The following is a 22,350-nucleotide window of genomic DNA, read 5'->3' as shown; positions in this document are numbered from 1 at the left end:
ATTAGCTATGACTTTCACCGGACTCGCCCATGTCGCACTGCGGTGTACCGATATCGACCGCTCAATTGCCTTCTATCGCGACACCTTTGGATTTCAGGAAATGTTCCGGCTTAATCAAGATGATGGGCGACTTTGGCTGGTCTACATGCATGTCACGGATACGACCTATCTAGAGCTTTTCCCGGACGGTGAGGGCAAGGAAGTTCCAGGCAAGGATGCAACGGGGTTCAACCACCTTTGCATCGAGACGGCAGATATTGATGCGGCAGTCGCACACTTGACCGAGCGCGGCATTCCGCTGGTCAAGCCATTGACCACCGGACGCGACAACAATCGCCAGTGCTGGATTGACGATCCGGATGGAAACCGCATCGAAATCATGGAGATGGCTGTCAATTCTTTGCAGTTTCAAGCGCTTGCGCGCATGTCGCAATAGTTGGTCCGCCACGCGGTAGAGATCCGGGCTTGACTTGTCGCGCCGTGCTCCGCATGTTTCACTCATAGTACAAGAGTGTTCAAATACGAACTTTTATGATGGCATGGGGTTTCTGAGCTGATTGCTCAAACCCTGCCTGGGAGGGAATGGACATGCAGGTAGGGCTGACTCTGTTCGGCGAGACCCTTTCGCCGGAAGGGGCCCGTTTCGCGGCACAGCTCGGGGTGCGCAAGGTGGTCATTCACCTCGTGCGCTACGGGCGCAATGCGGATGCCTCAGGCTGGCTCTCCGGCGAGCCTGGTCCCCCGCAGTCCGAGGATATGATGCCGCCGCCATGGGACGCCGCCTTGCTGCAAGACTCCGTGGCGATGTTGCGCCGCGAAGGCATCGAGGTTGCGGCGATTGAGAATATCCCGCCTGCGCTCTGGTCAGACATCCTTCTAGACGGGCCAAACCGAGACGCGCAGATGCGGGGGCTCCAGCAATTGGTTCGCGACATGGGAAAGGTTGGAATTCCTGTGCTCGGCTACAATTTCTCGCTTGCGGGCGTCTGGGGTTGGCAGCGTCGACCCGTTGGTCGCGGCGGGGCGATGGCGACCACCTTCGATCTCGATCGCTTTGATCATGATCTACCGATCCCCGACGGCGTTGTCTGGAACACGCGGGTCCGCGAAGACCGTGGCGGTCCGGAGGTGACCTGCTCCGACGAAGACCTTTGGCGGCGGCTGGAGTGGTTCCTCAAGGAACTTGTCCCGGTCGCGGAGGAGGCAGGTGTCGTGCTTGCCGCCCACCCCGACGACCCGCCCGTGGAACGGCTTCGCGGCACGCCCAGGCTCGTCAACAGCCATGCCAAATACGACCGGCTTCTGGGTCTCGTCGACAGTCCTTCGAATGCCATGCAGTTCTGCATCGGGTCGCTGATGGAGATGCCCGGAGATATCTACGAAACCACGCGCCACTATCTCCAGAGCGGACGTGTCGCCTACGTCCACTTTCGCAACGTGAAGGGCAAGGTGCCGCGCTACGAGGAGGCCTTTGTCGACGATGGCGATACTGACATGGGGCGCATTGCCCGCATCCTGCACGAAGAGAACTACACCGGGATCCTGGTTCCGGACCATGTGCCCGAGATCGCCTGTCCTGCGCCATGGCACGTCGGGATGGCCCATGCGGTCGGCTACATGAACGGGTTGATTGCCATGGTGCCAAAGCTCGGTGCCCGCGGTCCCGAATGATCGCGACGCCCACGCCAAGAGCGACATTACAGATATCCAAGGGAGGAGTAAGACTATGAGACATTTCGGAAAACTAGCGACAACTGCGGCGCTGCCGCTCTGGCTGTGGCACAGCGCAGCCATCGCTGGGGAGGTGACCTGGTGGGCCCCCGAGTTTGGCGCGGATCGCGCCGAGGAACTGGCTGCCGCTTTCGAGGAGCAAAACCCCGACATCACCGTCAACATCGAGCGCGTCGTTCCCAACGGCCTGCAAAACCGCCTCCTGGTGGCGTTGCGCTCGGGGAATACGCCGGACTTGGTGGATATCGCAAATGGCTGGACTGCGCCCTTTGCCACCACTGGCGGTCTCATGGCACTGGATGAGGCCGTCGCCGGACTTGGCGTCGAGTTGGACGACTTCCTGCCTGCGGCGCTCGATACTGCCACGGTGGATGGGCAGCTCTATGCCCTGCCGTTCCGGGCAGAAGCGCATGCGATGATCTACAACAAGGGCATGTTCGAAGCCGCGGGGCTCGATCCCGATGCCTTCCCCGAAACCTGGGAGGAACTGCGGAGCGCCGCAGAGGCGCTGACCACGGGCGATACCTTCGGAATGGGTATCGCCGGTGGCGGCGAGGTGTCGAACACAATTTTCCGTTCGCTGCCCTTCCTCTGGATGAACGGCGGGGGCGTACTTAACGAAGCCAACGATCAGAGCATTCTTGCACAGCCCGAGTCCGTGGAAGCCGTCGAGTTTTACACTGGATTCCTCGACGACGGCCTCGCGCCGCCCTCCACGCTTGAAAACGATGGCAACGCTCTGCGGCGCCTGTTCATTGCCAATAAGATCGCCGTCTACCAATCTGGCCAGTTTGACCTGCGCTCCATCGCCGAGGAAAACCCCGATATCGACATCGGTACCGCCCTGCTTCCCCACCCGGAGGGCAAGGAGCGGTCGGCGATCCTTGGGGGCTGGAACTTCGCGGTGCCGGATGCGGCGCGCAACAAGGAAGATGCGCTGAAGCTGCTCGCCTTCCTGGCCGAACCCGAGAATATGGGCTTCTACACGGACACTTTCCCGGCGCGCCAATCCGCAATGTCGATGGAGCGTTTCCAGGATCCGCAACTTGAGCCGTTCCGCGATATGCTCCAATACGCGCGCCGTCAGCCGCCGCTCGAGAATTGGGTGCAGATCACGCAGGTCTACTTCGACTCGATCCAGGAAATCCTCCTGGGCCAAGCCGAGGCGGCAGAGATTCTCGACGAGGCTTCGCAGCAGATCGACGGGCTGATCCAGAAGTAATCCCAGGCGCGCGGCGGCATTCGGTGTTGCCGCGCCCAAGCCCACCGAGGACATCCAAACATGCGTATCCAATCCCGTTTCGTCGGGCCGCTCTTCGTGTTTCCGGCACTCTTTGTGCTCGCCCTTCTGGTGTTCTACCCGCTGGTCTACACGGTGCTTCTTTCGGTCGAGGACCCGATGGGAAATTTCGTCGGGTTCGAGAACTTTCGAACCGTGCTCGATCAGAGGCTGACGGGCACCACCCTGCGGAACACCTTCGTCTATGTCGGCTTTTCGATCGTTTTCCAGATCATCCTCGGCACCGCCGTCGGCATCTTGCTGAACGCGGAGTTCTGGGGGCGCAGCGCGCTGCGCGCCATGATCGTCGTTCCTTGGGTCATCCCCGGCATCGTCGCGGCGACCACCTGGGCTTGGATGTTCCACACGGAGTTCGGCATCATTAACTACATGGCGCAGGGTGCCGGCCTCATCGATGCGCCGGTGGGCTGGCTGACCAATCCCGACACAGTGATGCCCGCACTGGTCGTCGTGAACGTCTGGAAGATGTTCCCCTTCGTGGCGATCATGGTCCTAGCCGGGCTTCAGGCCATTCCGAAGGACGTCTACGAGGCCGCGCGCATCGACGGAGCACGCCTGCATCACGAGATTTTCTACGTGACGCTGCCGCAGCTGCGTCCGGTGCTGGCCTCGCTCACCTTGCTGCTTGCGATCTGGGGGCTCAACGCGATTACAATCATCTACGCGATGACCCGTGGCGGCCCGGCAAACCGAAGCATCATTCTGCCGATGCAAATCTTCCGTCAGGCCTTCGAGTTCTTCCAGTTCAATGAGGCAGCGGCCTTGTCGGTTATGTTCCTGCTGATCACCGGCGTCCTAATGGTCCTCTACATCACAGTCTTTGCCGAAAAGGAGTAGTACCATGGCCTCTTCGTCCCGTGCCGTCTGGCCTGTCTACCCGCTCGCGGCGGTGGTCGTCGCGATCACCATGTTCCCGTTCCTTTGGATGCTGATCTCATCCTTCAAGAACCTTGGTGAGCTTTACACCGTGCCACCAACCTGGTGGCCCGAAGCGCCGAGCCTGCAGAACTACTTAAATGTCTTGTTTGACTCGAACGTACCGCGCTACTTCCTGAATTCTGTAATCATTTCGGCAGGTTCCACCGCCATCGCCTTGGCGCTGGCGATCCTCGCCTCTTATGGCTTTGCGCGCTTCAAATTCCGCGGCAAGTCACTTGCCGTCGGGCTGATCATCGTGGGCCAGCTGCTGCCCACTGCGGCGATCATCGTTCCCCTCTACGTGGTGCTCAACTGGCTTGGCTTGCTCAACACCTATCTAGGGTTGATCCTTGCATATCTGATCCTGACGCTCCCGCTCAGTGTCTTCATGCTGATTTCCTACTTCAAGGGGATCCCCAAGGAGTTGGAGGAGGCCGCCATCGTCGACGGTGCCTCGCGGCTCGGCGTGCTGCTGCGCATCACGCTGCCGTTGTCGCTGCCCGGGGTCGTGGCGGTGATTGTCTATGCTTTCGTGACGACCTGGAACGAGTTCATCTTCGCGCTGTGTTTCGCGCTCGATTCCGGGACCAAAACGCTGCCCATCGGACTGGCGGAGTTCACCACCGAATTCAACACGGACTGGGGCGCGGTCATGGCGGCATCGATGATCATGACGGTGCCCATCGCGATCCTCTTCCTCGCAATGCAGAAACTCTTTGTCGGCGGGCTGACCGCGGGCGGAACCAAGGGCTGAAGGACACCTCCCATGCACGACAGAATTCCATTGATGGGCCTCGGAACCTACGGGCGGCTTGGCGACGACGGCATCGCGGCGATCCGCAAGGGGCTCGAGATCGGTTACCGGCACCTCGACACCGCGCAGAGCTATGGCACGGAACCAATGGTCGGGCGGGCGCTGCGAGACAGTGGCCTGGCGCGCGAGGACGTGTTCGTCACGACCAAGGTCGCGCAGAAAAAACTGGCGAAATCGGATTTCATCCCCTCGGTTGATCAGAGCCTGCGCGATCTTGCGCTCGACGTCATCGACCTCGTGTTGATCCACTGGCCGTCGATTGATCCCGACGTGGCCTTCGAGAGCTATGTCGAAGATCTCGGCAAGATCCAGGAGCAGGGCAAGGCGCGGCTGATAGGTGTTTCGAATTTTCCCATCGCGCTGCTTGAGCGCGCGACAGCAATCCTCGGTCCTGGACGGCTGCACACCGACCAGGTCGAGATCCAGCCTTTCTTGCAGAACCGAAGACTGGTCGATTTCTGCCGCTCCCGCGCGATCGTGCCCACTGCCTACGTGCCGCTTGCCAAGGGCAGGGTGGCGGACGATCCGGTGCTGGCCGAAATCGCTGACGTGCATGGCGCGTCCGCCTCGCAGGTGGCCTTGGCATGGCTGATGCACCGAGGCGTCGCGGTCATTCCGGCCTCCGCAAATGAGGCGCGGATGCGCAGCAACTTCGAGGCGCAGGTGCTGAAGCTTTCGCCGGAAGAGATGGATAGGATTGCGGCCCTTGATCGCGGCGATCGGATCATCGCGCCCGAGGTCGGCCCCGAGTGGGACTGATCGCGCGAGAAACGCTGTCGAACAACGGAGCAAGACTGTGAAAGACGTATTGGGCATCGGCCTCATCGGTTGCGGTGTGATTTCCAAAGCCTACCTCGAGCGCGCAAGAACCTTCTCGCCGATCTCCTTCGTGGCGGTCGCCGATCGCGATGAGACTGCCGCACGTCGCCAAGCGGACGCCTTTGGGGTGGAGGCGATGAGCCCCGCCGCACTGCTCGCGCGCGAAGATGTTGACATCGTGCTCAACCTGACGCCGCCCGCGGCGCATGCCGCGGTATCGACCGCGGCGCTTGAGGCTGGCAAGCATGTCTATTCCGAAAAGCCCTTCGTCCTTGACCCCGCCGCGGGGCGGGGGCTGCTCGACCTCGCCGCGTCAAAGGGGTTGCGGCTTGGCTCTGCACCGGACACGTTCCTCGGCGGATCGCACCAGTTGGCCCGCCATCTCGTCGACGCGGGCGCGATCGGGCGCATTGTCTCGGGCACCTGCTTCGTCATGAACCATGGGATGGAGCATTGGCATCCATCGCCGGATTTCTTCTACAGGCCCGGCGGAGGGCCGCTGTTTGATCTTGGTCCGTATTATCTCGCGAACCTCGTGCAGTTGCTCGGGCCGGTAAGGCGAGTGTCCGCCCTGTCTGCGACCGCGCATCCCACCCGCCGCATCGGCGTCGGGCCCCGCATTGGCGAGGACATTCCTGTCGACGTTCCGACCACCGTGCAGGCGTTGCTGGGGTTCGCCTCCGGGACCTCAATCCTGTTCGCCGCGAGCTGGGACGTCTGGCAGCATGACCTTGCGCCGATGGCGCTCTATGGCGAGACCGGCACGCTGCACGTGCCCGATCCGAATTTCTTCGGTGGTACGGTCCGCCTGACACAGGGATCCGAGGAAGTCGCTTTGCCTGATTGGGACCATCCCTTTTTACGAAACAACAGCCGCAACTCCAAGGGCCCGGTTGCTGATTTCAGAGCGGCGGGCCTCGCCGACATGGCGCAGGCGATTATCGAAGGGCGGTCGCATCGCTGCAGCGACGCATTCGCATTGCATGTCATCGACGTGCTGTGCGCCATTGATCGAGCCGCACGTGAAGACACGGTCGTGCAGGTGGCAAGCGGCGCCGACCGACCCGAAGCGCTCGACGGCCACGCCGCGCGCGCGCTCATGGTCTGAAGGCCGCCCTGACGGCAGATCGCCGCATTCCTTCGGAAAATCTGTGGTGCGCCTCAGGGCGCGCTGCCGTGTCCCCGGTGGCGGTCATGACTTCGGGTGAGGTGGGCAGCCATCGCTTCGCAGATCTGCCGGTGCTCTGCCACGGACTGCGGAAGATAGTCGGACGTGACGAGGCTTGGGTAGGCCCGGCGCTGCAGCGCCGGCTTTGGCAGGAGCTTGGCGCTCATGAGCTCGAAGAAGTTGATGAAGGCCGAATTGTGCGTCGCCTGCGCGATCGCGGCAGGCGCTGCCCGAGGTCTTGGTGAGATGGCCACATTGATCTATTGCACAAGAGTGGCGGGTACCGCGGACATGGCGACGCGAAAACCAGGTTTAGCGTGGTGCGATTGCCCAGCTGCCGGCGGCCAGACCTTTCGGAGCCGCGAAAATAATCGAACCTGTCTTTGATACGCCGGCGGCTCCCAAAGCTACTGAACTAGAGCAGGAAGCGTCAGGGTCAGCGCTGGCACGAATGTGACGAGCAACAGAACGGCCAACATGATCAGGTAGAAGGGAGCAAGCGTCTTGATCGTGCGCTCGATGCTCACCCGTCCGATACCGCAGCCGACGATCAGCGAGATGCCGACCGGCGGCGTCACCAGTCCGATGCCGAGATTGACCATCATGACGATGCAGAACTGGACCGGGTCCATGCCGACCGTCTTGGCGATGGGTAGCAGGATCGGCGTGAGGATGAGGATCAGCACTCCCATGTCCATCAGCATGCCGAGCCCGAGAAGCAGCAGGTTGATCAGCAGCAGGATGACGACGGGATTGTCCGAGACCGCGAGGATCGCGCCGCTGAGCATCGCCGGCACCTGCAGGTAGCTCAGCAGGAAGCCGAAGACCGACGAGGTCATCAGGATCGCTGTGACCATGGATAGCGATTTCAGCGTTCCCGACATCACCCGCCGGAAGGTTGCCGGGGTCATCGTCCGGTAGATCAGCCCGGTCACGAGCAGCGCATAGACCACGGCCACGGCGGCGGACTCGGTGGCGGTGAAGATCCCCGCGAGGATGCCGCCGATGATGATGACGATGGTGAAGAGCCCGATCGACGCGCTCCCGAGAGCGGCAAGCCCGCTCCGGAACGTGTAGCGCGCGCCGCGCGGGTGATCGTATTTCGCCGCCATGAACCAGCACAGCCCCATGAGCGCGACCGCCAGCAGCAGGCCGGGCACGTAGCCGGCAAGGAACAGCTGCGAGATCGGCAGGCCGCCGGCGGCCAGCGCATAGTAGATCATGTTCTGGCTCGGCGGGATCAGCACACCCTGCACCGAAGAGGTCACGGTGACGGCGACCGCGTATTCCGGGGTATAGCCGCGCTGCTTCATCGCCGGGATCAGGAACGAGCCGATCGAGGCGACATCCGCCACCGACGAGCCCGAGATGCCGCCGAAGAAGGTCGAGGCGACGATATTGCCCTGCGCAAGCCCGCCGCGGAACCGGCCGACCAGCACATCCGAGAATTTCACCAACCGGTCCGAGATGCCGCCTTCGGTCATGATGTTGCCGACGAGGATGAAGAAGGGCACCGCGAGGAAAGTGAAGCTGAAGAGGCCGTTCACCATGCGCTGGCCGACCATGAGCATCGGCAGGCCGAGGAAGGCGGCGGTCGCCACCGACGACAGGCCAAGCGCGAAGGCAATGGGCACGCGCAGGAGCATCAGCCCGAAAAAGCCTCCCAGCAGGATCCAGATGCCGATCGCCTGGTCAGTCATGAGTTGTCTCCGGGTCAGTCGGGGCCGCCGCCTCGGGCGTGTCAAGGGAATCGGACTCGGGCACACCGAACAGCAGCGTGACGCAGACGTTCAGCGCCATCAGCAGCCCGCCCGCGAGGACAGAGTGGTACAGCCAGCTTTTGGGAATGCCCGAGGCCGGCAGGGCCGCCCGCCCGGTGAGCGCCGAAAGCTGCAGCGCGTTCAGCACCAGCACCAGGGCAAAGGCCAGCAATGCCAGCAGCGCGAAGATGTCGAGCGCCCGGGCAATCCGCGCAGGGGCCTTGTCGCGCAGGTAGGTGATCGCGATGTGCCAGTGCCGGCGCACGCCGATCGCCACGGCGATCATGCCGAACCAGACGAGACAGAACATCGACAGCTCGTCCGACCACTTGGTCGGGCTGTTGAAGGCGTAGCGCAGCAGCACCTGCAGCGTCGTGACCGCCACGATCACCGCGAGCAGGGCATGGCAAAGCAGCGCGCCAAGCGCGTTGACGCCGTCGGTCGTGCGAACGATCCAACCGGCAGCCGTGCGGCGGTCTGTCATGGGAATACCTCGGGGTTCGGGTTCGGGAGCTTGCGTGCGGGCAGGGCGGAGGCGCCGGCGCGAGGCCGGCGCCGGCGCGGTCACTCGACCGCGTTGATCCGTTCGATCAGGTCGCCCAGCTCGGGGAACTCCGCATAGATCGGCTGGATCGCCTCGCGGAACGGGGTGTTGTCGAGGTCGGTGACGGTGACGCCCTGCGCCTCGACGGTCTTGCGCGCCGCCTCGTTGGCCTCGATCATCAGCTTGCGCTCGAAGATCGCCGCCTCATGCGCGGCCTTCGAGATGGCCTCCTGCTGTTCTGCGGGCAGGCTGTCGAAACGCATCTTGTTCATCAGCAGGATGGCCGGCGGGCTCAGGTGGCCGTCGGTGATGTAGTTGGTCGCCACCTCGGCGTGGCCCGAGGTCTCGAAGGAGACGAAGTCGTTCTCGGCACCGTCGATGACGCCGCTCTGCAGGCTCGAGAACACCTCGCCGAAGTTCATCGGGGTCGGCACCGCGCCCAGCAGCTCGACCATGCGGATCACCACCGGCGCGTTCTGCACGCGGATCTTGAGCCCCTTGAGATCCTCGAGACCGCTCAGCGGCACGTCGCTGCGGGTGTAGAAGCTGCGCGTGCCCGCCTCCATGAAGTCGAAACCGACCAGCCCGGCGTCCTGCATGTCGTCGCGCACCTCCTGACCGATGTCGCTGTCGAGCACCGCGTATTTGTGGTCGAGGTCGCGGAAGATGTAGGGCAGGGTGAAAACCGCGACGCTGGGCGTGACATTCGCCAGCGTCACCGTGTTGACCCGCGTCAGGTCGACGATGCCCGCCTGCGCTTGCTCGATGGTCTCGGTCTCCTGTCCGAGCTGACCACCGGCGAAGACCTGCACGGTCAGCGCGCCGTCAGAATATTGCTCGGCGAGCTCGGCGAACTTCATCATCGCCTCGGTGACCGGGCTGCCCTCGGGCTGGTTCTCGGCGAGGCGCAGCGTGGTCTGCGCGGCGGCGGCACCGGCCAGCAGGGTGGTCGCAAGCGCCGCGGCGCCGATCGAGCGGAAGAGACGTGTCATGGGGAACTCCAACTGTTGGGGGTTTTGTCTATGGTTTTCTTGCTATTGGACAGTGTGCGGGCCGATATGGGTGCGCCGCACCTGCGGCCCTGCATCTGTCATCTTCCATTCGACCAGCCGCGCCTGCGCGAGGTCGGTCCCGAAACGCCATTCGGGCTCGAGGCAGCGGAGGGGGTTGAGCTGGCAGAGCCGCAGCGCCTCGGCGAGAGGTAGCCCGGCCCAGATCATCACATTGCGCAGCATCGCCGCCATCTCGGCTGAGGAGCCGGCAAGGTTCGGCGCGCCGGGCACGCGCACCGTGCCGTCGGCGGCCCGTTCCACCGTCTCGGCCCCGAAGGGGTAAAGCCCGGCCGCCTGATCGGGACCGGCGGCCGAGACCGCATCGGTGACCAGCAGGCTGTGCTCCAGACCCTTGGCGCGCAGCAGGCTGCGCAGCGCGCCCGGAGGAATGTGGATGCCATCGGCGATGAACATGGCCGCAAGCCCGTCCTGCGCCAGTTGCCAGAACACCGGGTTCTCGAATTTCGGCAGCTGCTGGGGCAGGCCGTTCCCGAGATGGGTGGCGAGCCGTGCCCCTGCTTCGACGGCGGCGGCGAGCTGATCGGGGGTCGCAGCGCTGTGCCCGACAGCGACGCGGATGCCGCGGCGGACGAGCTCGCGGGTCAGCTCCAGCGCACCGCAGACCTCGGGGGCGAGGGTGACCAGCCGGATCGGCCGCGTCGCCGCCGCCTGCAGCCGGTCGATCAACCCGATCTCCGCCGGGCCCATGTGCGCGGCGTCATGCGCGCCGCGGAACCCCTCGAGCGTCGACAGGAAGGGCCCCTCGATATGATACCCTGCGACCATCTCCGGACCGAGGCGGCTGCCCTGCACGGCGGCATCGAGGCTGCTCAGCGTGGCGAGCATCTGTTCGGCCGCGCCGGTGATGACCGTCGGCAGCACCGTGGTGACGCCGGTCCGCGCGAGGGCAACGAGCGCATGGTCGAGCTCTGCGGGGGTCACGCCGGGGCGGTTGAAATCGACGCCGGCAAAGCCGTTGACCTGCAGGTCAACGAGCCCCGGCGTGGTGAAATTCTCCGGCTGCGATGCAAGCGGACCGTGGTCCAGCAGCCGGCCGTCAGGCAGCAGCCGCACCGTCCGTCCCGGGTGATCGGCGGCACCCTCCGTCCCCGCGGCCAGCACCACCGGAAGGTCTATGGGCCCGCTGCGCTGGCGGATGCTGGAAAGGAGGCTGGCTGTGCTCATCCCGCGCGCTTTGCCAGCAGCGATGCCGCGGCGGCGTCGAGGTACAGCCCGGCGTTCGCATGGCCTTGCAGCGCGGAGGCCGGGCAGTCGGGGGTCAGCGGCCCCTCGACCGCGCCCTGAACGGCTCTGGCCTTGCGGCTGTCCGGCACGGTGCAGATGATCTGACGCGCCTTGAGGATCTGCGGGATGCTCATCGTGTAGGCCTCGGTCGGAACCGCGCCGAGGTCGGGGAACCAGCCCTCGGACACCTGTTGCTGGCGGCAGGCCTGATCGAGGGTGACCCGAAGATAGGGTGCCTCGGTGTCGAACAGCGCGGGTGGGTCGTTGAACGCCAGATGCCCGTTCTCGCCGATGCCGATGAAGGCAACGTCGATCGGCGCCTCGGCGATGGCCGCAGACAGGCGGTCGATTTCGGCTTGCGGATCCGCCGCGGTGCCGTCGATCGCCTCGAACCGCCCGAGCCCGGAAACCTGCGCGACGAAGCGGGACCGCAGGTAGCCGACGAAGCTGGCCGGATGGCTGGCGGACATGCCGACGTATTCGTCGAGGTGGAAGACCTCGCAGGCCGACCAGTCGATGCCCGGAGTCGCGGTCAGCGCGACCAGCATTTCGAACTGGCTGGCGCCGGTCGCGAGGATTATGCGTGTGCGGCCGCGGGCGTCGAGCGCCTCTCGGATGGTTGCTGCACCGGCGGCTGCGGCTGCGGCGCCGCTTTCGGCAGGGGTCGGCGAAATGACAAGTTTCATGCGGGCGTCTCCTTTAATAACACCATTGTCATTAATTACTGTGGCGTCAATAAATATGTTGTGCCGGCTGGACGCGGGGCCTGTGCGATGCGATAAAATGTCCGTGGGTCGCGCTCGGGAACTCGGGAAAATGAAAAGAATACAGCTTCTTGACTACTATTCTGGGCTTTTCGGCGCGGCAGGGCCGGAGGGGCGCAAGGGGCGCATTCTTGCCCGTATCGCCGGTTCTGACGGGCAGACGCGCAAGCGGCTGGCCGAGGATATGTGCATCCGCCCGGCCACGGTGTCGAAGCTCGTGCTCGAACTGATTCAGGTCGGTCTCGTGCGCGAGGGGCGCCCCGAGGTGGCGGGTCAGAAGGGCCGGCCCGAGATCGCGCTGGCGGCCAATCCGCAGGGTCTCGTCAGCATCGTCTGCAACACGGTCTCGCGGGGCCTGCATTGCGCGCTGGTCGACATGGCCGGGAAGGTGCTGGTTGCGGACCAATGCGAGCTCGACGCCGATACCATCGGGCACGAGGCCTTCGTCGCGGCGCTGCTCGATCTGGTGCGCGCGGCCGAGGGGCATGTGCCGCTGGACAGCCGACTTGCGGGTGTCGTGCTGTCACTGCCGGGGATCGTCGACGAGGACAACCGGGTCTGGCGCTACGCGGCGCACTGGCCAAACCTCACCGAACTCGATTTCGCGGGCATGGAGGCGCGCCTCGGCATGCCGTTCCTGCTGGCGAAGAACCTCAAGTGCGAATTGCGTGCCCGCATGTCCGAGAGCGACGCGCGGGCACATGATGCCACGCTGCTGCTGCACTGGGGTTACGGCATCGGCGCCGCCTTCGCCCGGCGCGGCGCGCTGGACCTGCAATACGGCAGCTTTGGCGAGGTCGGACATTTCTGCGTCGATCCGCGCAGCACCGCGCGCTGCAAATGCGGCATGACCGGCTGCATTGAGGCCGAGGCGGGGCTCTGGGCGCTCCTCGATCGGCTCGGTGATCCGTCGCTTCCGTCGGACGAATGGGGCTTTGCCGACGTTCTTGCCGCGCGCCCGGATGTCGCCGACTGGTCGATGTCGATCGAGTACATCGCCCTGTGTCTGCGCAACCTGGTGCTCACGCTGAAACCGGATCACTGCGTGATCACCGGTCCGTTCAGCCAGACGCCCCAAATCATGCGGGCGCTGCGCGCGCGGTTCAGCGAAGTCATGCCCGCCAATGCGCTGGTCGTCGGCGGCACACCCGACCTGGATGTCGGGGCGCCGGGGATCGGCTACGAAGTGGTAGGCGCATCGGCGCTGGCATTTGGTGAAGCGCTAAAGAATATTTGTGGCGTGCAGGGCCTGGGTGTTTCCAAGACTATGTCCAGGACCGACATGCAGGCCGACGATTGAGCACCTCGAAGAGGATGGCGACTTCAAAACCCTTCTTCGAGGGTAAACCGCCTCTACATATTTCCACCTTATCCGAGCGGCATTCAGATTTGACCGGCTGGTCACTGGCTTTTGGTCCGTCGCGTCCGTGTCTTCGAGGCGGTCTTGCTGCCGGACAGCCTTCGAGAGCGACCCCTTGCCGGGGTGCGCGAAAGACCCAGCTTTGTGAGGCGACGCGCGGGGGCGACTCGGCGAGCGCGTCCAGTTTGAACGCTGGACGCTCGCAAAGTTCCCTGACCGGGCGTTGGCGCGCGTGCTGCAGCGCTCCAGAGCCATCATATATCGCGAATTCTTGCGTAACTGGGTCAGCGATGCCTGCCCGCCGGAGCATGACGGCTCCTAAGGCGCCGCAGCGCACCGGCAGGCCAAGGCGATCACCTGTCCAGCGCGTCGCGGACCCGGTAGTACTGAATGCCGAGCCCGCCGTAGATCGGGTGCAGCGCGTGGAAGGGCAGGGCGGGGATGCTCGGGCTCGGCGGGATCGGCAGCGGCGTTCCCTGCGCGACATGCGCCGCCATGGCCTTGCCGAGGGAGATCGAGAGTGCGACGCCGCGCCCGTTGAAACCGGTGGCGGCCAGTAGACCGGGCGCCGGGGCGCAGAGACGGAGGCGGTGATCGGGCGTCATGCCGACCCGGCCGAACCAGCGATGGGTGATCTCGAAACCCGACCCGAAGAGCCGCGCGAGTTCCGCCTCTATCCGGGCGAACCCCGCGGCGCTCTGCGGATCAGCAAAACTGCCGCGCCCGCCGAGCATCAACCGGTTCTCTGGGCCGATGCGGAAATAGGTGCCGACGCGGCGCGCTTCGGAGACCACCTCGCCGCCGGGCAGGATGCGCGCGAGCTGATCGGCGGTCAGCGGGGTGGTGGCGATCTGGAAACTGTTCGCGGGCACCGTCGCCCGGGCCAGCCGCGGATCGAGCGAGGCCGGAGTGTAGACATTGCTGGCGAGGATCACCTGCTCGGCTTCGACCGTGACGCCGGCTTCGAGCCGGGCCTGCCAGCCCGTGCCGCCTCGGCCAAGCCCGGCCACCTTGGAGTGCGCGAAGAGCTTGACGCCCGCCGCCTCCGCAACCTGAGCCAGTCCGCGCGCCAGCTTCAGCGGGTGCACCCGCCCGGCCCGTGGATCGCGCCAGCCGCCGACGAAGCCGCGCGCGCCCGTCACCTGCACCATCGCCGCCGCGTCGAGCCAGTCGGCGGCGACGCCGCGCGCCTGCCATTGCGCCATGCGCGCCTGCAGCCCGGGCAGATGCACCTGACGGTTGCCGGCCTGGATCCAGCCTCCCTGCACCGCGTCACAGTCGATGCCGAGCCGCGCCACCAGTTCAAACAGCGTGTCGGCCGTGCGTCCGGCGAACTCGCTCGCGGCGGGGCCCCAGAGCCGGTCGAGCGTGTCCGGATCGTCCTTCAGGCCGGGGATGACCTGCCCCCCATTGCGCCCCGAAGCGCCGAAGCCGGGCTCCTGCGCCTCGAGCAGCACCACGTCGGTGCCGGCCTCGGCGAGATGCAGCGCGGCGGAAAGCCCCTGGAAGCCGCCACCGATCACCAGCACGTCGCAGCGCAGGCTGTGATCGAGCTGCGGCCAGATGGGTGCGGCGGGGGCCGAGGTGGCCCAGAGCGACAGGAAGTCCATGGCGGGCCCCGATCAGATAGGATGGGTGACGCGGCGCAGGAACTCCTGCGTGCGCGGGTTTTGCGGGCGGGTCAGAACCTCTTCGGCGCTGCCATGTTCCGCGATCCGCCCCTGGTCAAGGAAGATCACGCCATCGGCGACTTCGCGGGCGAACTGGATCTCATGGGTGACGATGAGCATGGTCATATGCTCCTGCGCCAAGTCGCGCAGAACCGCGAGCACCTCTCCGACCATCTCGGGATCGAGCGCCGAGGTCGGCTCATCGAGCAGGATCGCGTCGGGCCGCATGGCGAGCGCGCGGGCGATGGCGACGCGCTGCTGCTGCCCGCCGGAGAGCGCCGAGGGGTAGAAATCCATCTTCTCGGCGAGCCCGACGCGGCGCAGGTGGTCTTCGGCGCGGGCACGGACCTCGCGCCGGTCTTCCCCCAGCACATGCACCGGCCCTTCCATGACGTTCTGCAGCGCGGTCATATGGGGGAAGAGGTTGAATCGCTGGAATACCATCGCCACACGCGTGCGGATCGCGTGGATCGAGGCGGCATGGGCATCGATCGTCTCGCCCTCGATGCTGATCCGACCGGACTGGTAATCCTCGAGCCCGTTGACGCAGCGCAGCAGCGTCGATTTTCCCGAGCCCGAGGCGCCGATCAGGCACACGACCTGACCCTTGTCGACTTCGGCATCGATGCCCTTGAGCACCTCGTGCTTGCCAAAGGACTTGTGCACATTTTCGAAACGGATCACGTCGCGGCTCCCATCTTGAGTTCGACCCGGCGCATCAGGAAGTTCAGCGGGATCGTCAGGCACAGGTAAAGCGCCGCGACCATGGTGAAGACGGTCATGTTATCGAAGGTCGAGGAGGCCAGCATCTTGCCCTGCATGGTCAGCTCGGCAACCGAGATCACCGAGACCTGGCTGCTGTCCTTAAGCAGCATGACCATGTTGTTGCCATAGGGCGGCAGGGCGATCCGGAAGGCTTGCGGCAGCACGATGCGGCGCATCATCTTCCCGTGCTTCATGCCGATGGATTTCGCGGCCTCGATCTGGCCTCGATCCACAGCTTCGATGCCGCCCCGGAAGGTCTCGCCGATGTAGCACGAATAGGTGAGCGCAAGCCCCATGACGCCGGCCTGGAAGGCGGTCAGGTCAAGCCCGACCTCGGGCATCACGAAGTAGATGTAGAAGAGCACGACGAGGATCGGGATGCCGCGCAGGAACTCGACGATGTAGCGCGCGGGCAGGCTCATCCAGCGGCTCCCGGAGCTGCGCATCAGCGCCCACATCAGTCCCAGCGCCGAGGCGAGGACAAGCGAAATCAGGGTCACGGCAACGGTCTGCCAGAGCCCGGTGACAAGCAGCGGCAGATACTCCTGTATCCGCTCGGAAAGGGGGGACATGAAGGTCTCCTGTCAGGACGTCATGGGCCCGGCGCTGGTCCGGGCCCGGCAGGTCTCGCGAGAGGCTCAGAGGCCGTACTTGCCGAAGATCTCGGCCAGCTCGCCGCTCTGCTGCATCTCGGCGATGGCGGCGTTGACCTGATCCAGCAGCTCGGGCTTGTCCTTCGAGACCGCGAGCGCCACCTCGCCGACGCCCATCGGCGTGTAGCCGTCGACCAGCTTCACCCCCAGGCCCGGGTTCTGTGCGATCTGGTAGGCGACGATCGGCTTGTCGCCGAAGCCCGCCTTGATCCGGCCGAGCTTCACGTCGCGCATGATGTCGACGAGGCTGTCGTAGAGTTTCACCTCGCTGAAGATGCCCTTGGCCTGCAGCTGGTCCGCGAAGGTGGTGCCGATCTGCGCGCCGACCACTTCGCCCGCGAGATCCTCAAGCTGATAGGCGCCCGCGTCGTCTGCCGAAACGAAGGCCGCATCACCGTAGCTGTAGACCGGCGTCGAGAAGTCGACCACTTCCTTGCGCTTGTCGGTGGCGAACATGCCGGCCGAGATGACGTCGATCTTGTCGGTCTGCAGCGCCGGGATCAGCGCCGAGAATTGGGTGATCGCGAATTCCGGCGTCATCTGAAGATCTTCGGCGATGGCCGCGGCGAGATCAACCATGGCGCCTGTCGGCTTCTGCGTGCCGGTGTCGACAAAGGTGAAGGGAACGCCGGTCGTGGTGATCCCGACCTTGAAATCCTCGGCGTGGGACTGGGCGGCGCAGAGCGCAAGCGCCCCGGCCATGGCAAGCGAGCGGAATTTCATTGGTTTTTTCCCTGTGTCATGCGCCACGCTTGCCGCCGGGGCGGGGTGGCGCGGTTTCTATCTGACCTTCACGATATTGAAGAATTGCCCCAATGCAACAAGTTTCCCTGAAATTCTTCACTCATATGAAAACTCTCCGGCAGCGCGCGAGTTTTCCTTCATATTTTTCTGCAGAGCGGCTAAGCAGATGGGGCCGGCGGAGCGATGCCTCCGGCGCCGCGTTCACTGGGATGAAGATTCGCCGATGCCCTCAGCCGAAAATGAAGCAAAGCTGCTGTCCGATCCGATGTCCTCGATGGACGATATCTCGCTTGGCGAGGCGGTGCGGCAGGCGCGCAAGGGGCGCGGCTTGTCGCTGCAGACCGTGGCCGAAGGGGTGGGCATCTCGACCGGGCTGCTGAGCCAGATCGAGCGCGGCATCTCCTCGCCCTCGATCCGCAACCTTCGGGCGATCTGCGAGGTGATCGGCATCCCGTTCCTGTCGCTCTTCGCCGAGACCGACAGCGCCAGCCGCGAGGCCGGGATCATCGTCCGCGAAGCCCGTCGGCGTACCGTCGATTTCGGTGACAAGGGCATGGTCAAGTCCTTTCTCACCGCGCATGACGAGGGCGCGCTGCAGGTGATGGAGATCGTGCTCGATCCCGGCGGCGGCTCGGGCGAGGAATCCTATGCGCACGAAGGCGAGGAATGCGGCGTGGTGCTCAGCGGCAAGCTCGAGCTCTGGGTCGAGGATGACCGTTTCGTGCTGGCGGAGGGCGACGCCTTCCATTTCGAAAGCCGCCGCCTGCATCGGTTCCGCAACCTCGGCAACGAGCAAAGCCGGGTGATGTGGGTGACGACACCGCCGGTCTGGTAAGATCCCGGGGCGTAGGTTGGCGCCTCTTTATCAACATAATTCAGATTACGCGCCCTCAAGAAAATAAGCCAGCCCCATAGAGGTGGTCCACCCCCGATGCGCGAAGTCCGGTAGGATTTCGGTGAACAGGTGGTACGGAATGGCTGGAAAGCGAGAGAGGCCGGAAGACATTGTCACCAAGTTGCGCCAAGTCGAGGCGCTACATGGCCAAGGCCTGTCGATGGCCGATGCGGTGCGGCAGATCGGGATATCGCAGCACACGTTCGACCGTTGGCGGAAGCAGTATGGCGGGATGAACCGGGCACAGTTGTCGCGGCTCAAGGAGCTCGAGAAGGAGAACCTGAGGCTGCGGCGGGCGGTGTCCGACCTGACGCTCGAGAAGCTGATCTTGACCGAGGCTGCACAGGGAAACTTCTAAGCCCTTCGCGCCGCCGCGAGTGCGTGGAGCATGTGCGCCAGACACTCGGCATCTCCGAACGCCGGGCCTGCCGGGTGCTCGGCCGGCACCGCTCCACGCAGCGCAAGCCGCCCCAGGGCCGGGACGATGAGGCGCGGCTGACCGCCGACGTCACCGAGCTGGCCCGGGAGTATGGTCGCTACGGCTACCGCCGGTTCTGGCTGGGCGACAGCTCCTGCGTGCGGCCGAAGTCCGAGCACCCCAACCCCGTCCGGCCCTGCGACTTCGTGCAGGACCGGACCAGCGATGGCCGGGCCTACCGGACGCTCAACATCCTCGATGAGTATACGCGGGAGGCGCTGATGATCCGTGTCGACAGGCAGTTGAATTCCACCGATGTTCTGGACGCCCTGACGGACCTCTTCATCCAGCGCGGTCCGCCTCGGTTCATCCGGTCCGACAATGGCCCGGAGTTCATCGCGCAGAAGGGGCGCGACTGGATCGAGCTGGTGGGGGCGAAGACCGCGTACATCGAGCCGGGGTCACCCTGGGAGAACGGCTATTGCGAGAGCTTCAACAGCAGGTTCAGGGACGAGCTCCTGAATGGCGCGGTCGTCTACTCGTTGAGGGAGGCGCAAATCCTCATCGAAAGATGGCGCAAGCATTACAACACCTCTCAGCCGCATAGTGCCCTCGGATATCGGGTACCGGCGCCGGAGGTCTTCATCCCGGTAGATCGATAACCGCCCATGCATTGGCATTTAACCCGGAGCACTCCATGGGGTCGCCTCAAGACCCATGGATCAGTCGGCGTTGCGGATCAGCCGCTCGCGCAGCGCCAGCCGGCAAGATCGCCATAGGAGATCCGGTTTTCAAGCGTTCTCGGCACGCCCGGGCTGACCTGGATCATCGTGACAGGAAGCTTCTGCGTTGCCGCCCAGGACTCTCTGCTCGCCTTCCTTCCGGTCTTCGGGGAGGAGCGCGGCATTTCTCCGGTCATGATTGGCACGCTGCTCGATATCCGCGCCGGAGGCGCAATGGTGTCGCGGGCCCAGTTCGGTCCGATGGTGCGGCGTTTCGGGCGGGCGAAGTTGTTTCTCTTCGCCGTCCGGATCGCGGCGGTCGCACCTCTTTCGCCGGCCGTGGACATGCCCGTCGCCATGGTCGCCTCCGCGTTTGCCGCCATCGGGTTCGGGAGCGGGATCTCGCTGACAAGTTCGGTCGCCCTGACGATGTCCATCGCACCCGTCGCGGTTCGCGGCACAGCTTCGGGCGGCACCCTGCTGGTGGCCTTGATCGGACGCCCGGAGCAGTTTTCGGGGCGCAGGACACAATCAGAAGGGTAGTGCCTGTCCGCTCCTCTCCCAGCTGAGGAGTCCGTCCGGAAAACTTCAAGCTGGAACAGGGGCGGTTTCGGGGATCACATCAATCTCAGCCCATCCGCTCCGAGGCGTGCTCGCCGGGGCTGGCCGGGAAGACAATCGTCTTGTCGCCGTTGAGGAAGACCCGGCGATGGATATGCGCGTGGATGGCCCGTGCGAGCACCTGGCTCTCGACGTCGCGGCCAAGGCTGACGTAGTCGTCGGCGCTCTGCGCATGGGTCACGCGGATCGTGTCCTGTTCGATGATCGGACCCTCGTCCAGATCGGCGGTCACGTAGTGCGAGGTCGCCCCGATCAGCTTCACGCCGCGCTCGAAGGCCTGCTTGTAGGGGTTTGCCCCCTTGAAGGACGGCAGGAAGGAATGGTGGATGTTGATGATCCGCCCCGACATCTTGCGGCACATCTCGTCGCTGAGGATTTGCATGTAACGGGCCAGAACGATCAGGTCCGCCCCGGTATCCTCGACCACGCGCATGATCGCGGCCTCGGCCTCGGGCTTGTTCTGCTTGGTCACCTTGATGCAATGGAACGGCAGGTCGTGGTTCACCACCACCTTCTGGTAGTCCATGTGGTTGGAGATGACGGCCACGACATCGACCGGCAGCGCGCCGATCCGCCAGCGATAGAGCAGGTCGTTCAGGCAGTGCCCGAAGCGGCTGACCATGATCACCACCTTCATCTTCTCCGACGGATCGTGGAAGGCGAAGTCCGCATCCAGTCGCGCCGCGATCTCGGCAAAGCCCGCGCTCAGCGTCTCCTGCGTCACCCCCTGCTCCGACACGAAGCTGAGACGCATGAAGAAGCGGTCGTTCTCGATGTCCGAGAACTGCGAGCTGTCATGGATGTTGCAGCCCTGCTCGGCGAGGTAGGAGGAAATCGCCGCCACGACACCGGAGCGCACGGGGCAGGAGACGGTCAGGATGATCTTGGACATGTCTGTTGGACTCTGTTTGAGCATCGGCCCCGAGGCGCGCCCGGGAGCTTGAGGTTGCGGTCATTGGCCCCGCCCGGACGTGCGGGCGGGGCGGGAGCCTTTGCCTGCGATCAGGCGGTGGTCGCGTAGATCGGGAAATCGTCGCAGAGCGCCTGCACTTCCGCCCGCACCATCGCCTCGACCTCGGCATTGCCTTCGGGATCATGCGACAGCGCGTCGATCACACGCAGGATCAGCCCGCCGATCAGCTCGAACTCGGCCTCGCGGAAGCCGCGCGTGGTGCCGGCCGAGGTGCCGAGCCGGATGCCCGAGGTCACGAAGGGCTTCTGCGGATCGTTGGGGATCGAGTTCTTGTTGCAGGTGAGACCCGCCCGCTCGAGCGCGATCTCGGCGACCTTGCCGGTCACCCCCTTGGGTTGCAGGTCGACCAGCACCATGTGGCTGTCGGTGCCGCCCGAGACGATGCCGAGCCCGCCGACCATCAGCACGTCGGCCAGCGCCTTGGCGTTCTCGATCACCTGCCCGGCGTAATCGGCGAACTCGGGCTGCAGCGCCTCGCCGAAGGCCACGGCCTTGGCGGCGATCACATGCATCAGCGGGCCGCCCTGGTTGCCGGGGAAGACCGCCGAGTTCAGCTTCTTGGCCAGCGCCTCGTCATTGGTCAGGATGACGCCCCCGCGCGGGCCGCGCAGGGTCTTGTGGGTGGTCGAGGTGACGACATGGGCGTGCGGCACCGGGTTCGGGTACTTGCCCCCCGCGATCAGCCCGGCGTAATGCGCCATGTCGACCATCAGGTAGGCCCCGACCTCGTCGGCGATCTTGCGGAAGCCCTCGAAGTCGATCTTGCGCGGATAGGCCGAGGCGCCCGCGACGATCAGCTTGGGCTTGGTCTCCAATGCCTTCTCGCGCACCTTCTCCATGTCGATCAGGTGGCTCTCGGCATCGACCTCGTAGGAGACCACGTCGAACCACTTGCCCGACATGGTGACCGGCGAGCCGTGGGTCAGGTGGCCGCCATGCGCCAGCGACAGCCCCATGATCCGGTCGCCCGGTTCGAGCAGGGCGAGGAACACTGCCTGGTTGGCCTGCGCGCCGGAATGCGGCTGCACGTTGGCGTATTCCGCCCCGAACAGCTGCTTGAGCCGGTCGATGGCGATCTGCTCGACCGTATCCACGTGCTCGCAGCCGCCGTAGTAGCGCTTGCCGGGATAGCCTTCTGCATATTTGTTGGTCAGCACCGAGCCCTGCGCCGCCATGACGTTCGCGGACACGATGTTTTCCGAGGCGATGAGCTCGATCTGGCTTTGCTGACGGGTCAGCTCCGCGGCCACGGCGGTCGCGACGAGGGCATCGGAGATGCCGTTCTTGGGCAGTCTGTTGAACATGGGATTATCCCTTCAGGTTAGAGGGTTTCAGCAGCGAGTTCACGTGCGCCGACCTGCAGCAGGTGCAGCAGGTGCGGGGCGAAGCTGTTCCAGACGTCCATCCGGAAGCG

22 protein-coding genes and 1 pseudogene are annotated in these 22,350 nt (G+C 64.6%); 11 read left to right on the top strand and 12 right to left on the bottom strand.

The features are described 5' to 3' along the window. Nucleotides 1-7 precede the first annotated feature (7 nt). The 7 genes from IQ782_RS27445 (at nt 8) to IQ782_RS27415 (ending at nt 6,690) form a co-directional block, all read left to right on the top strand. Entirely contained in the window at nt 8-436 is a 429-nt protein-coding gene (locus tag IQ782_RS27445) for a VOC family protein (protein WP_194137867.1), read from the top strand. Nucleotides 437-582: 146 nt separating this feature from the next. Continuing rightward, nucleotides 583-1,671: a mannonate dehydratase gene (locus IQ782_RS27440; protein WP_240989629.1), complete on the top strand. Its 1,089-nt coding sequence runs from the start codon at nt 583-585 to the stop codon at nt 1,669-1,671. Beyond that, nucleotides 1,652-2,953 carry an ABC transporter substrate-binding protein gene (locus IQ782_RS27435; RefSeq protein WP_338092659.1) on the top strand — a complete coding sequence of 434 codons (1,302 nt, stop codon included), beginning with the start codon at nt 1,652-1,654 and terminating at the stop codon, nt 2,951-2,953. Before IQ782_RS27440 ends, IQ782_RS27435 begins: the two co-directional genes overlap by 20 nt. A gap of 60 nt (nt 2,954-3,013) precedes the next feature. Then, nucleotides 3,014-3,868, top strand: a complete 855-nt coding sequence (locus IQ782_RS27430) for a carbohydrate ABC transporter permease (protein WP_194137866.1) — start codon at nt 3,014-3,016, stop codon at nt 3,866-3,868. A 4-nt stretch (nt 3,869-3,872) separates the two neighbouring features. Beyond that, on the top strand, nt 3,873-4,703 hold the full coding sequence (locus IQ782_RS27425) for a carbohydrate ABC transporter permease (RefSeq protein WP_194137865.1): 831 nt from the start codon (nt 3,873-3,875) through the stop codon (nt 4,701-4,703). A 12-nt stretch (nt 4,704-4,715) separates the two neighbouring features. Continuing rightward, nucleotides 4,716-5,522 carry an aldo/keto reductase gene (locus IQ782_RS27420; protein WP_194137864.1) on the top strand — a complete coding sequence of 269 codons (807 nt, stop codon included), beginning with the start codon at nt 4,716-4,718 and terminating at the stop codon, nt 5,520-5,522. Nucleotides 5,523-5,559: 37 nt separating this feature from the next. After that, nucleotides 5,560-6,690 carry a Gfo/Idh/MocA family protein gene (locus IQ782_RS27415; RefSeq protein WP_194137863.1) on the top strand — a complete coding sequence of 377 codons (1,131 nt, stop codon included), beginning with the start codon at nt 5,560-5,562 and terminating at the stop codon, nt 6,688-6,690. Between the two features lie 53 nt (nt 6,691-6,743). Here IQ782_RS27415 and IQ782_RS30475 read toward each other — a convergent pair whose 3' ends face one another. The 6 genes from IQ782_RS30475 to IQ782_RS27385 form a co-directional block, all read right to left on the bottom strand. Continuing rightward, nucleotides 6,744-7,004 (bottom strand): FCD domain-containing protein, encoded by a 261-nt coding sequence (locus IQ782_RS30475; protein WP_420832697.1) that lies wholly within the window; start codon nt 7,002-7,004, stop codon nt 6,744-6,746. 153 nt (nt 7,005-7,157) lie between these two features. After that, nucleotides 7,158-8,450 carry a TRAP transporter large permease gene (locus tag IQ782_RS27405; RefSeq protein ID WP_194137862.1) on the bottom strand — a complete coding sequence of 431 codons (1,293 nt, stop codon included), beginning with the start codon at nt 8,448-8,450 and terminating at the stop codon, nt 7,158-7,160. Beyond that, entirely contained in the window at nt 8,443-8,994 is a 552-nt protein-coding gene (locus IQ782_RS27400) for a TRAP transporter small permease (protein WP_194137861.1), read from the bottom strand. Before IQ782_RS27400 ends, IQ782_RS27405 begins: the two co-directional genes overlap by 8 nt. A gap of 80 nt (nt 8,995-9,074) precedes the next feature. Continuing rightward, on the bottom strand, nt 9,075-10,046 hold the full coding sequence (locus tag IQ782_RS27395; protein ID WP_194137860.1) for a TRAP transporter substrate-binding protein: 972 nt from the start codon (nt 10,044-10,046) through the stop codon (nt 9,075-9,077). A 42-nt stretch (nt 10,047-10,088) separates the two neighbouring features. Next, on the bottom strand, nt 10,089-11,291 hold the full coding sequence (locus IQ782_RS27390) for an N-acetylglucosamine-6-phosphate deacetylase (protein ID WP_194137859.1): 1,203 nt from the start codon (nt 11,289-11,291) through the stop codon (nt 10,089-10,091). Beyond that, the gene (locus IQ782_RS27385) at nt 11,288-12,037 is read right to left on the bottom strand and encodes a glucosamine-6-phosphate deaminase (protein ID WP_194137858.1); all 750 of its coding nucleotides are present in this window, start codon (nt 12,035-12,037) and stop codon (nt 11,288-11,290) included. Before IQ782_RS27385 ends, IQ782_RS27390 begins: the two co-directional genes overlap by 4 nt. Before the next feature lie 130 nt (nt 12,038-12,167). On the opposite strand from IQ782_RS27385, the gene IQ782_RS27380 reads away from it, so the two are divergent. Then, the gene (locus IQ782_RS27380; RefSeq protein ID WP_194137857.1) at nt 12,168-13,415 is read left to right on the top strand and encodes an ROK family transcriptional regulator; all 1,248 of its coding nucleotides are present in this window, start codon (nt 12,168-12,170) and stop codon (nt 13,413-13,415) included. A gap of 413 nt (nt 13,416-13,828) precedes the next feature. Here the strand turns inward: IQ782_RS27380 and IQ782_RS27375 are convergent, their stop codons facing one another. The 4 genes from IQ782_RS27375 to IQ782_RS27360 all read right to left on the bottom strand — a co-directional run bounded on the left by IQ782_RS27375 (nt 13,829) and on the right by IQ782_RS27360 (nt 17,286). Continuing rightward, nucleotides 13,829-15,085 (bottom strand): NAD(P)/FAD-dependent oxidoreductase, encoded by a 1,257-nt coding sequence (locus IQ782_RS27375; protein WP_194137856.1) that lies wholly within the window; start codon nt 15,083-15,085, stop codon nt 13,829-13,831. 12 nt (nt 15,086-15,097) lie between these two features. After that, nucleotides 15,098-15,829, bottom strand: a complete 732-nt coding sequence (locus IQ782_RS27370) for an ATP-binding cassette domain-containing protein (RefSeq protein WP_194137855.1) — start codon at nt 15,827-15,829, stop codon at nt 15,098-15,100. Continuing rightward, nucleotides 15,826-16,482, bottom strand: coding sequence for an amino acid ABC transporter permease (locus IQ782_RS27365; RefSeq protein WP_194137854.1), 657 nt, complete (start codon nt 16,480-16,482; stop codon nt 15,826-15,828). The genes IQ782_RS27370 and IQ782_RS27365 overlap by 4 nt, the downstream gene beginning before the upstream one ends. Nucleotides 16,483-16,548: 66 nt before the next feature. Continuing rightward, nucleotides 16,549-17,286 carry an ABC transporter substrate-binding protein gene (locus IQ782_RS27360; RefSeq protein ID WP_194137853.1) on the bottom strand — a complete coding sequence of 246 codons (738 nt, stop codon included), beginning with the start codon at nt 17,284-17,286 and terminating at the stop codon, nt 16,549-16,551. A gap of 244 nt (nt 17,287-17,530) precedes the next feature. On the opposite strand from IQ782_RS27360, the gene IQ782_RS27355 reads away from it, so the two are divergent. The 3 genes and pseudogenes from IQ782_RS27355 (at nt 17,531) to IQ782_RS30470 (ending at nt 19,885) form a co-directional block, all read left to right on the top strand. After that, entirely contained in the window at nt 17,531-18,142 is a 612-nt protein-coding gene (locus IQ782_RS27355; RefSeq protein ID WP_194137852.1) for a cupin domain-containing protein, read from the top strand. Between the two features lie 139 nt (nt 18,143-18,281). After that, nucleotides 18,282-19,282, top strand: a pseudogene (locus tag IQ782_RS27350) (integrase core domain-containing protein). Between the two features lie 168 nt (nt 19,283-19,450). Next, nucleotides 19,451-19,885 (top strand): MFS transporter, encoded by a 435-nt coding sequence (locus IQ782_RS30470; protein WP_194137851.1) that lies wholly within the window; start codon nt 19,451-19,453, stop codon nt 19,883-19,885. Nucleotides 19,886-19,970: 85 nt separating this feature from the next. Here IQ782_RS30470 and purU read toward each other — a convergent pair whose 3' ends face one another. Next, nucleotides 19,971-20,855, bottom strand: coding sequence for a formyltetrahydrofolate deformylase (purU, locus tag IQ782_RS27340; protein WP_194137850.1), 885 nt, complete (start codon nt 20,853-20,855; stop codon nt 19,971-19,973). 110 nt (nt 20,856-20,965) lie between these two features. Then, the gene (gene glyA, locus IQ782_RS27335; RefSeq protein WP_194137849.1) at nt 20,966-22,240 is read right to left on the bottom strand and encodes a serine hydroxymethyltransferase; all 1,275 of its coding nucleotides are present in this window, start codon (nt 22,238-22,240) and stop codon (nt 20,966-20,968) included. Between the last annotated feature and the right edge of the window lie 110 nt (nt 22,241-22,350).

It is taken from the genome of Salipiger mangrovisoli, from assembly GCF_015223355.1.
Classification (GTDB): domain Bacteria; phylum Pseudomonadota; class Alphaproteobacteria; order Rhodobacterales; family Rhodobacteraceae; genus Salipiger; species Salipiger mangrovisoli.
This window is presented reverse-complemented; position numbering and strand designations above follow the sequence as displayed.

Bases quoted from the DNA above. Each gene is read 5' to 3' on its own strand.
- IQ782_RS27395 (WP_194137860.1), bottom strand. From the start codon at position 10,046: ATGACACGTCTCTTCCGCTCGATCGGCGCCGCGGCGCTTGCGACCACC.
- IQ782_RS27405 (WP_194137862.1), bottom strand. From the start codon at position 8,450: ATGACTGACCAGGCGATCGGCATCTGGATCCTGCTGGGAGGCTTTTTC.
- IQ782_RS27385 (WP_194137858.1), bottom strand. From the start codon at position 12,037: ATGAAACTTGTCATTTCGCCGACCCCTGCCGAAAGCGGCGCCGCAGCC.
- IQ782_RS27420 (WP_194137864.1), top strand. From the start codon at position 4,716: ATGCACGACAGAATTCCATTGATGGGCCTCGGAACCTACGGGCGGCTT.
- IQ782_RS27445 (WP_194137867.1), top strand. From the start codon at position 8: ATGACTTTCACCGGACTCGCCCATGTCGCACTGCGGTGTACCGATATC.
- IQ782_RS27360 (WP_194137853.1), bottom strand. From the start codon at position 17,286: ATGAAATTCCGCTCGCTTGCCATGGCCGGGGCGCTTGCGCTCTGCGCC.
- IQ782_RS27390 (WP_194137859.1), bottom strand. From the start codon at position 11,291: ATGAGCACAGCCAGCCTCCTTTCCAGCATCCGCCAGCGCAGCGGGCCC.
- glyA (WP_194137849.1), bottom strand. From the start codon at position 22,240: ATGTTCAACAGACTGCCCAAGAACGGCATCTCCGATGCCCTCGTCGCG.
- IQ782_RS27375 (WP_194137856.1), bottom strand. From the start codon at position 15,085: ATGGACTTCCTGTCGCTCTGGGCCACCTCGGCCCCCGCCGCACCCATC.
- IQ782_RS27425 (WP_194137865.1), top strand. From the start codon at position 3,873: ATGGCCTCTTCGTCCCGTGCCGTCTGGCCTGTCTACCCGCTCGCGGCG.
- IQ782_RS27380 (WP_194137857.1), top strand. From the start codon at position 12,168: ATGAAAAGAATACAGCTTCTTGACTACTATTCTGGGCTTTTCGGCGCG.
- IQ782_RS27365 (WP_194137854.1), bottom strand. From the start codon at position 16,482: ATGTCCCCCCTTTCCGAGCGGATACAGGAGTATCTGCCGCTGCTTGTC.
- IQ782_RS27400 (WP_194137861.1), bottom strand. From the start codon at position 8,994: ATGACAGACCGCCGCACGGCTGCCGGTTGGATCGTTCGCACGACCGAC.
- IQ782_RS27355 (WP_194137852.1), top strand. From the start codon at position 17,531: ATGCCCTCAGCCGAAAATGAAGCAAAGCTGCTGTCCGATCCGATGTCC.
- IQ782_RS27430 (WP_194137866.1), top strand. From the start codon at position 3,014: ATGCGTATCCAATCCCGTTTCGTCGGGCCGCTCTTCGTGTTTCCGGCA.
- IQ782_RS27440 (WP_240989629.1), top strand. From the start codon at position 583: ATGGACATGCAGGTAGGGCTGACTCTGTTCGGCGAGACCCTTTCGCCG.
- purU (WP_194137850.1), bottom strand. From the start codon at position 20,855: ATGTCCAAGATCATCCTGACCGTCTCCTGCCCCGTGCGCTCCGGTGTC.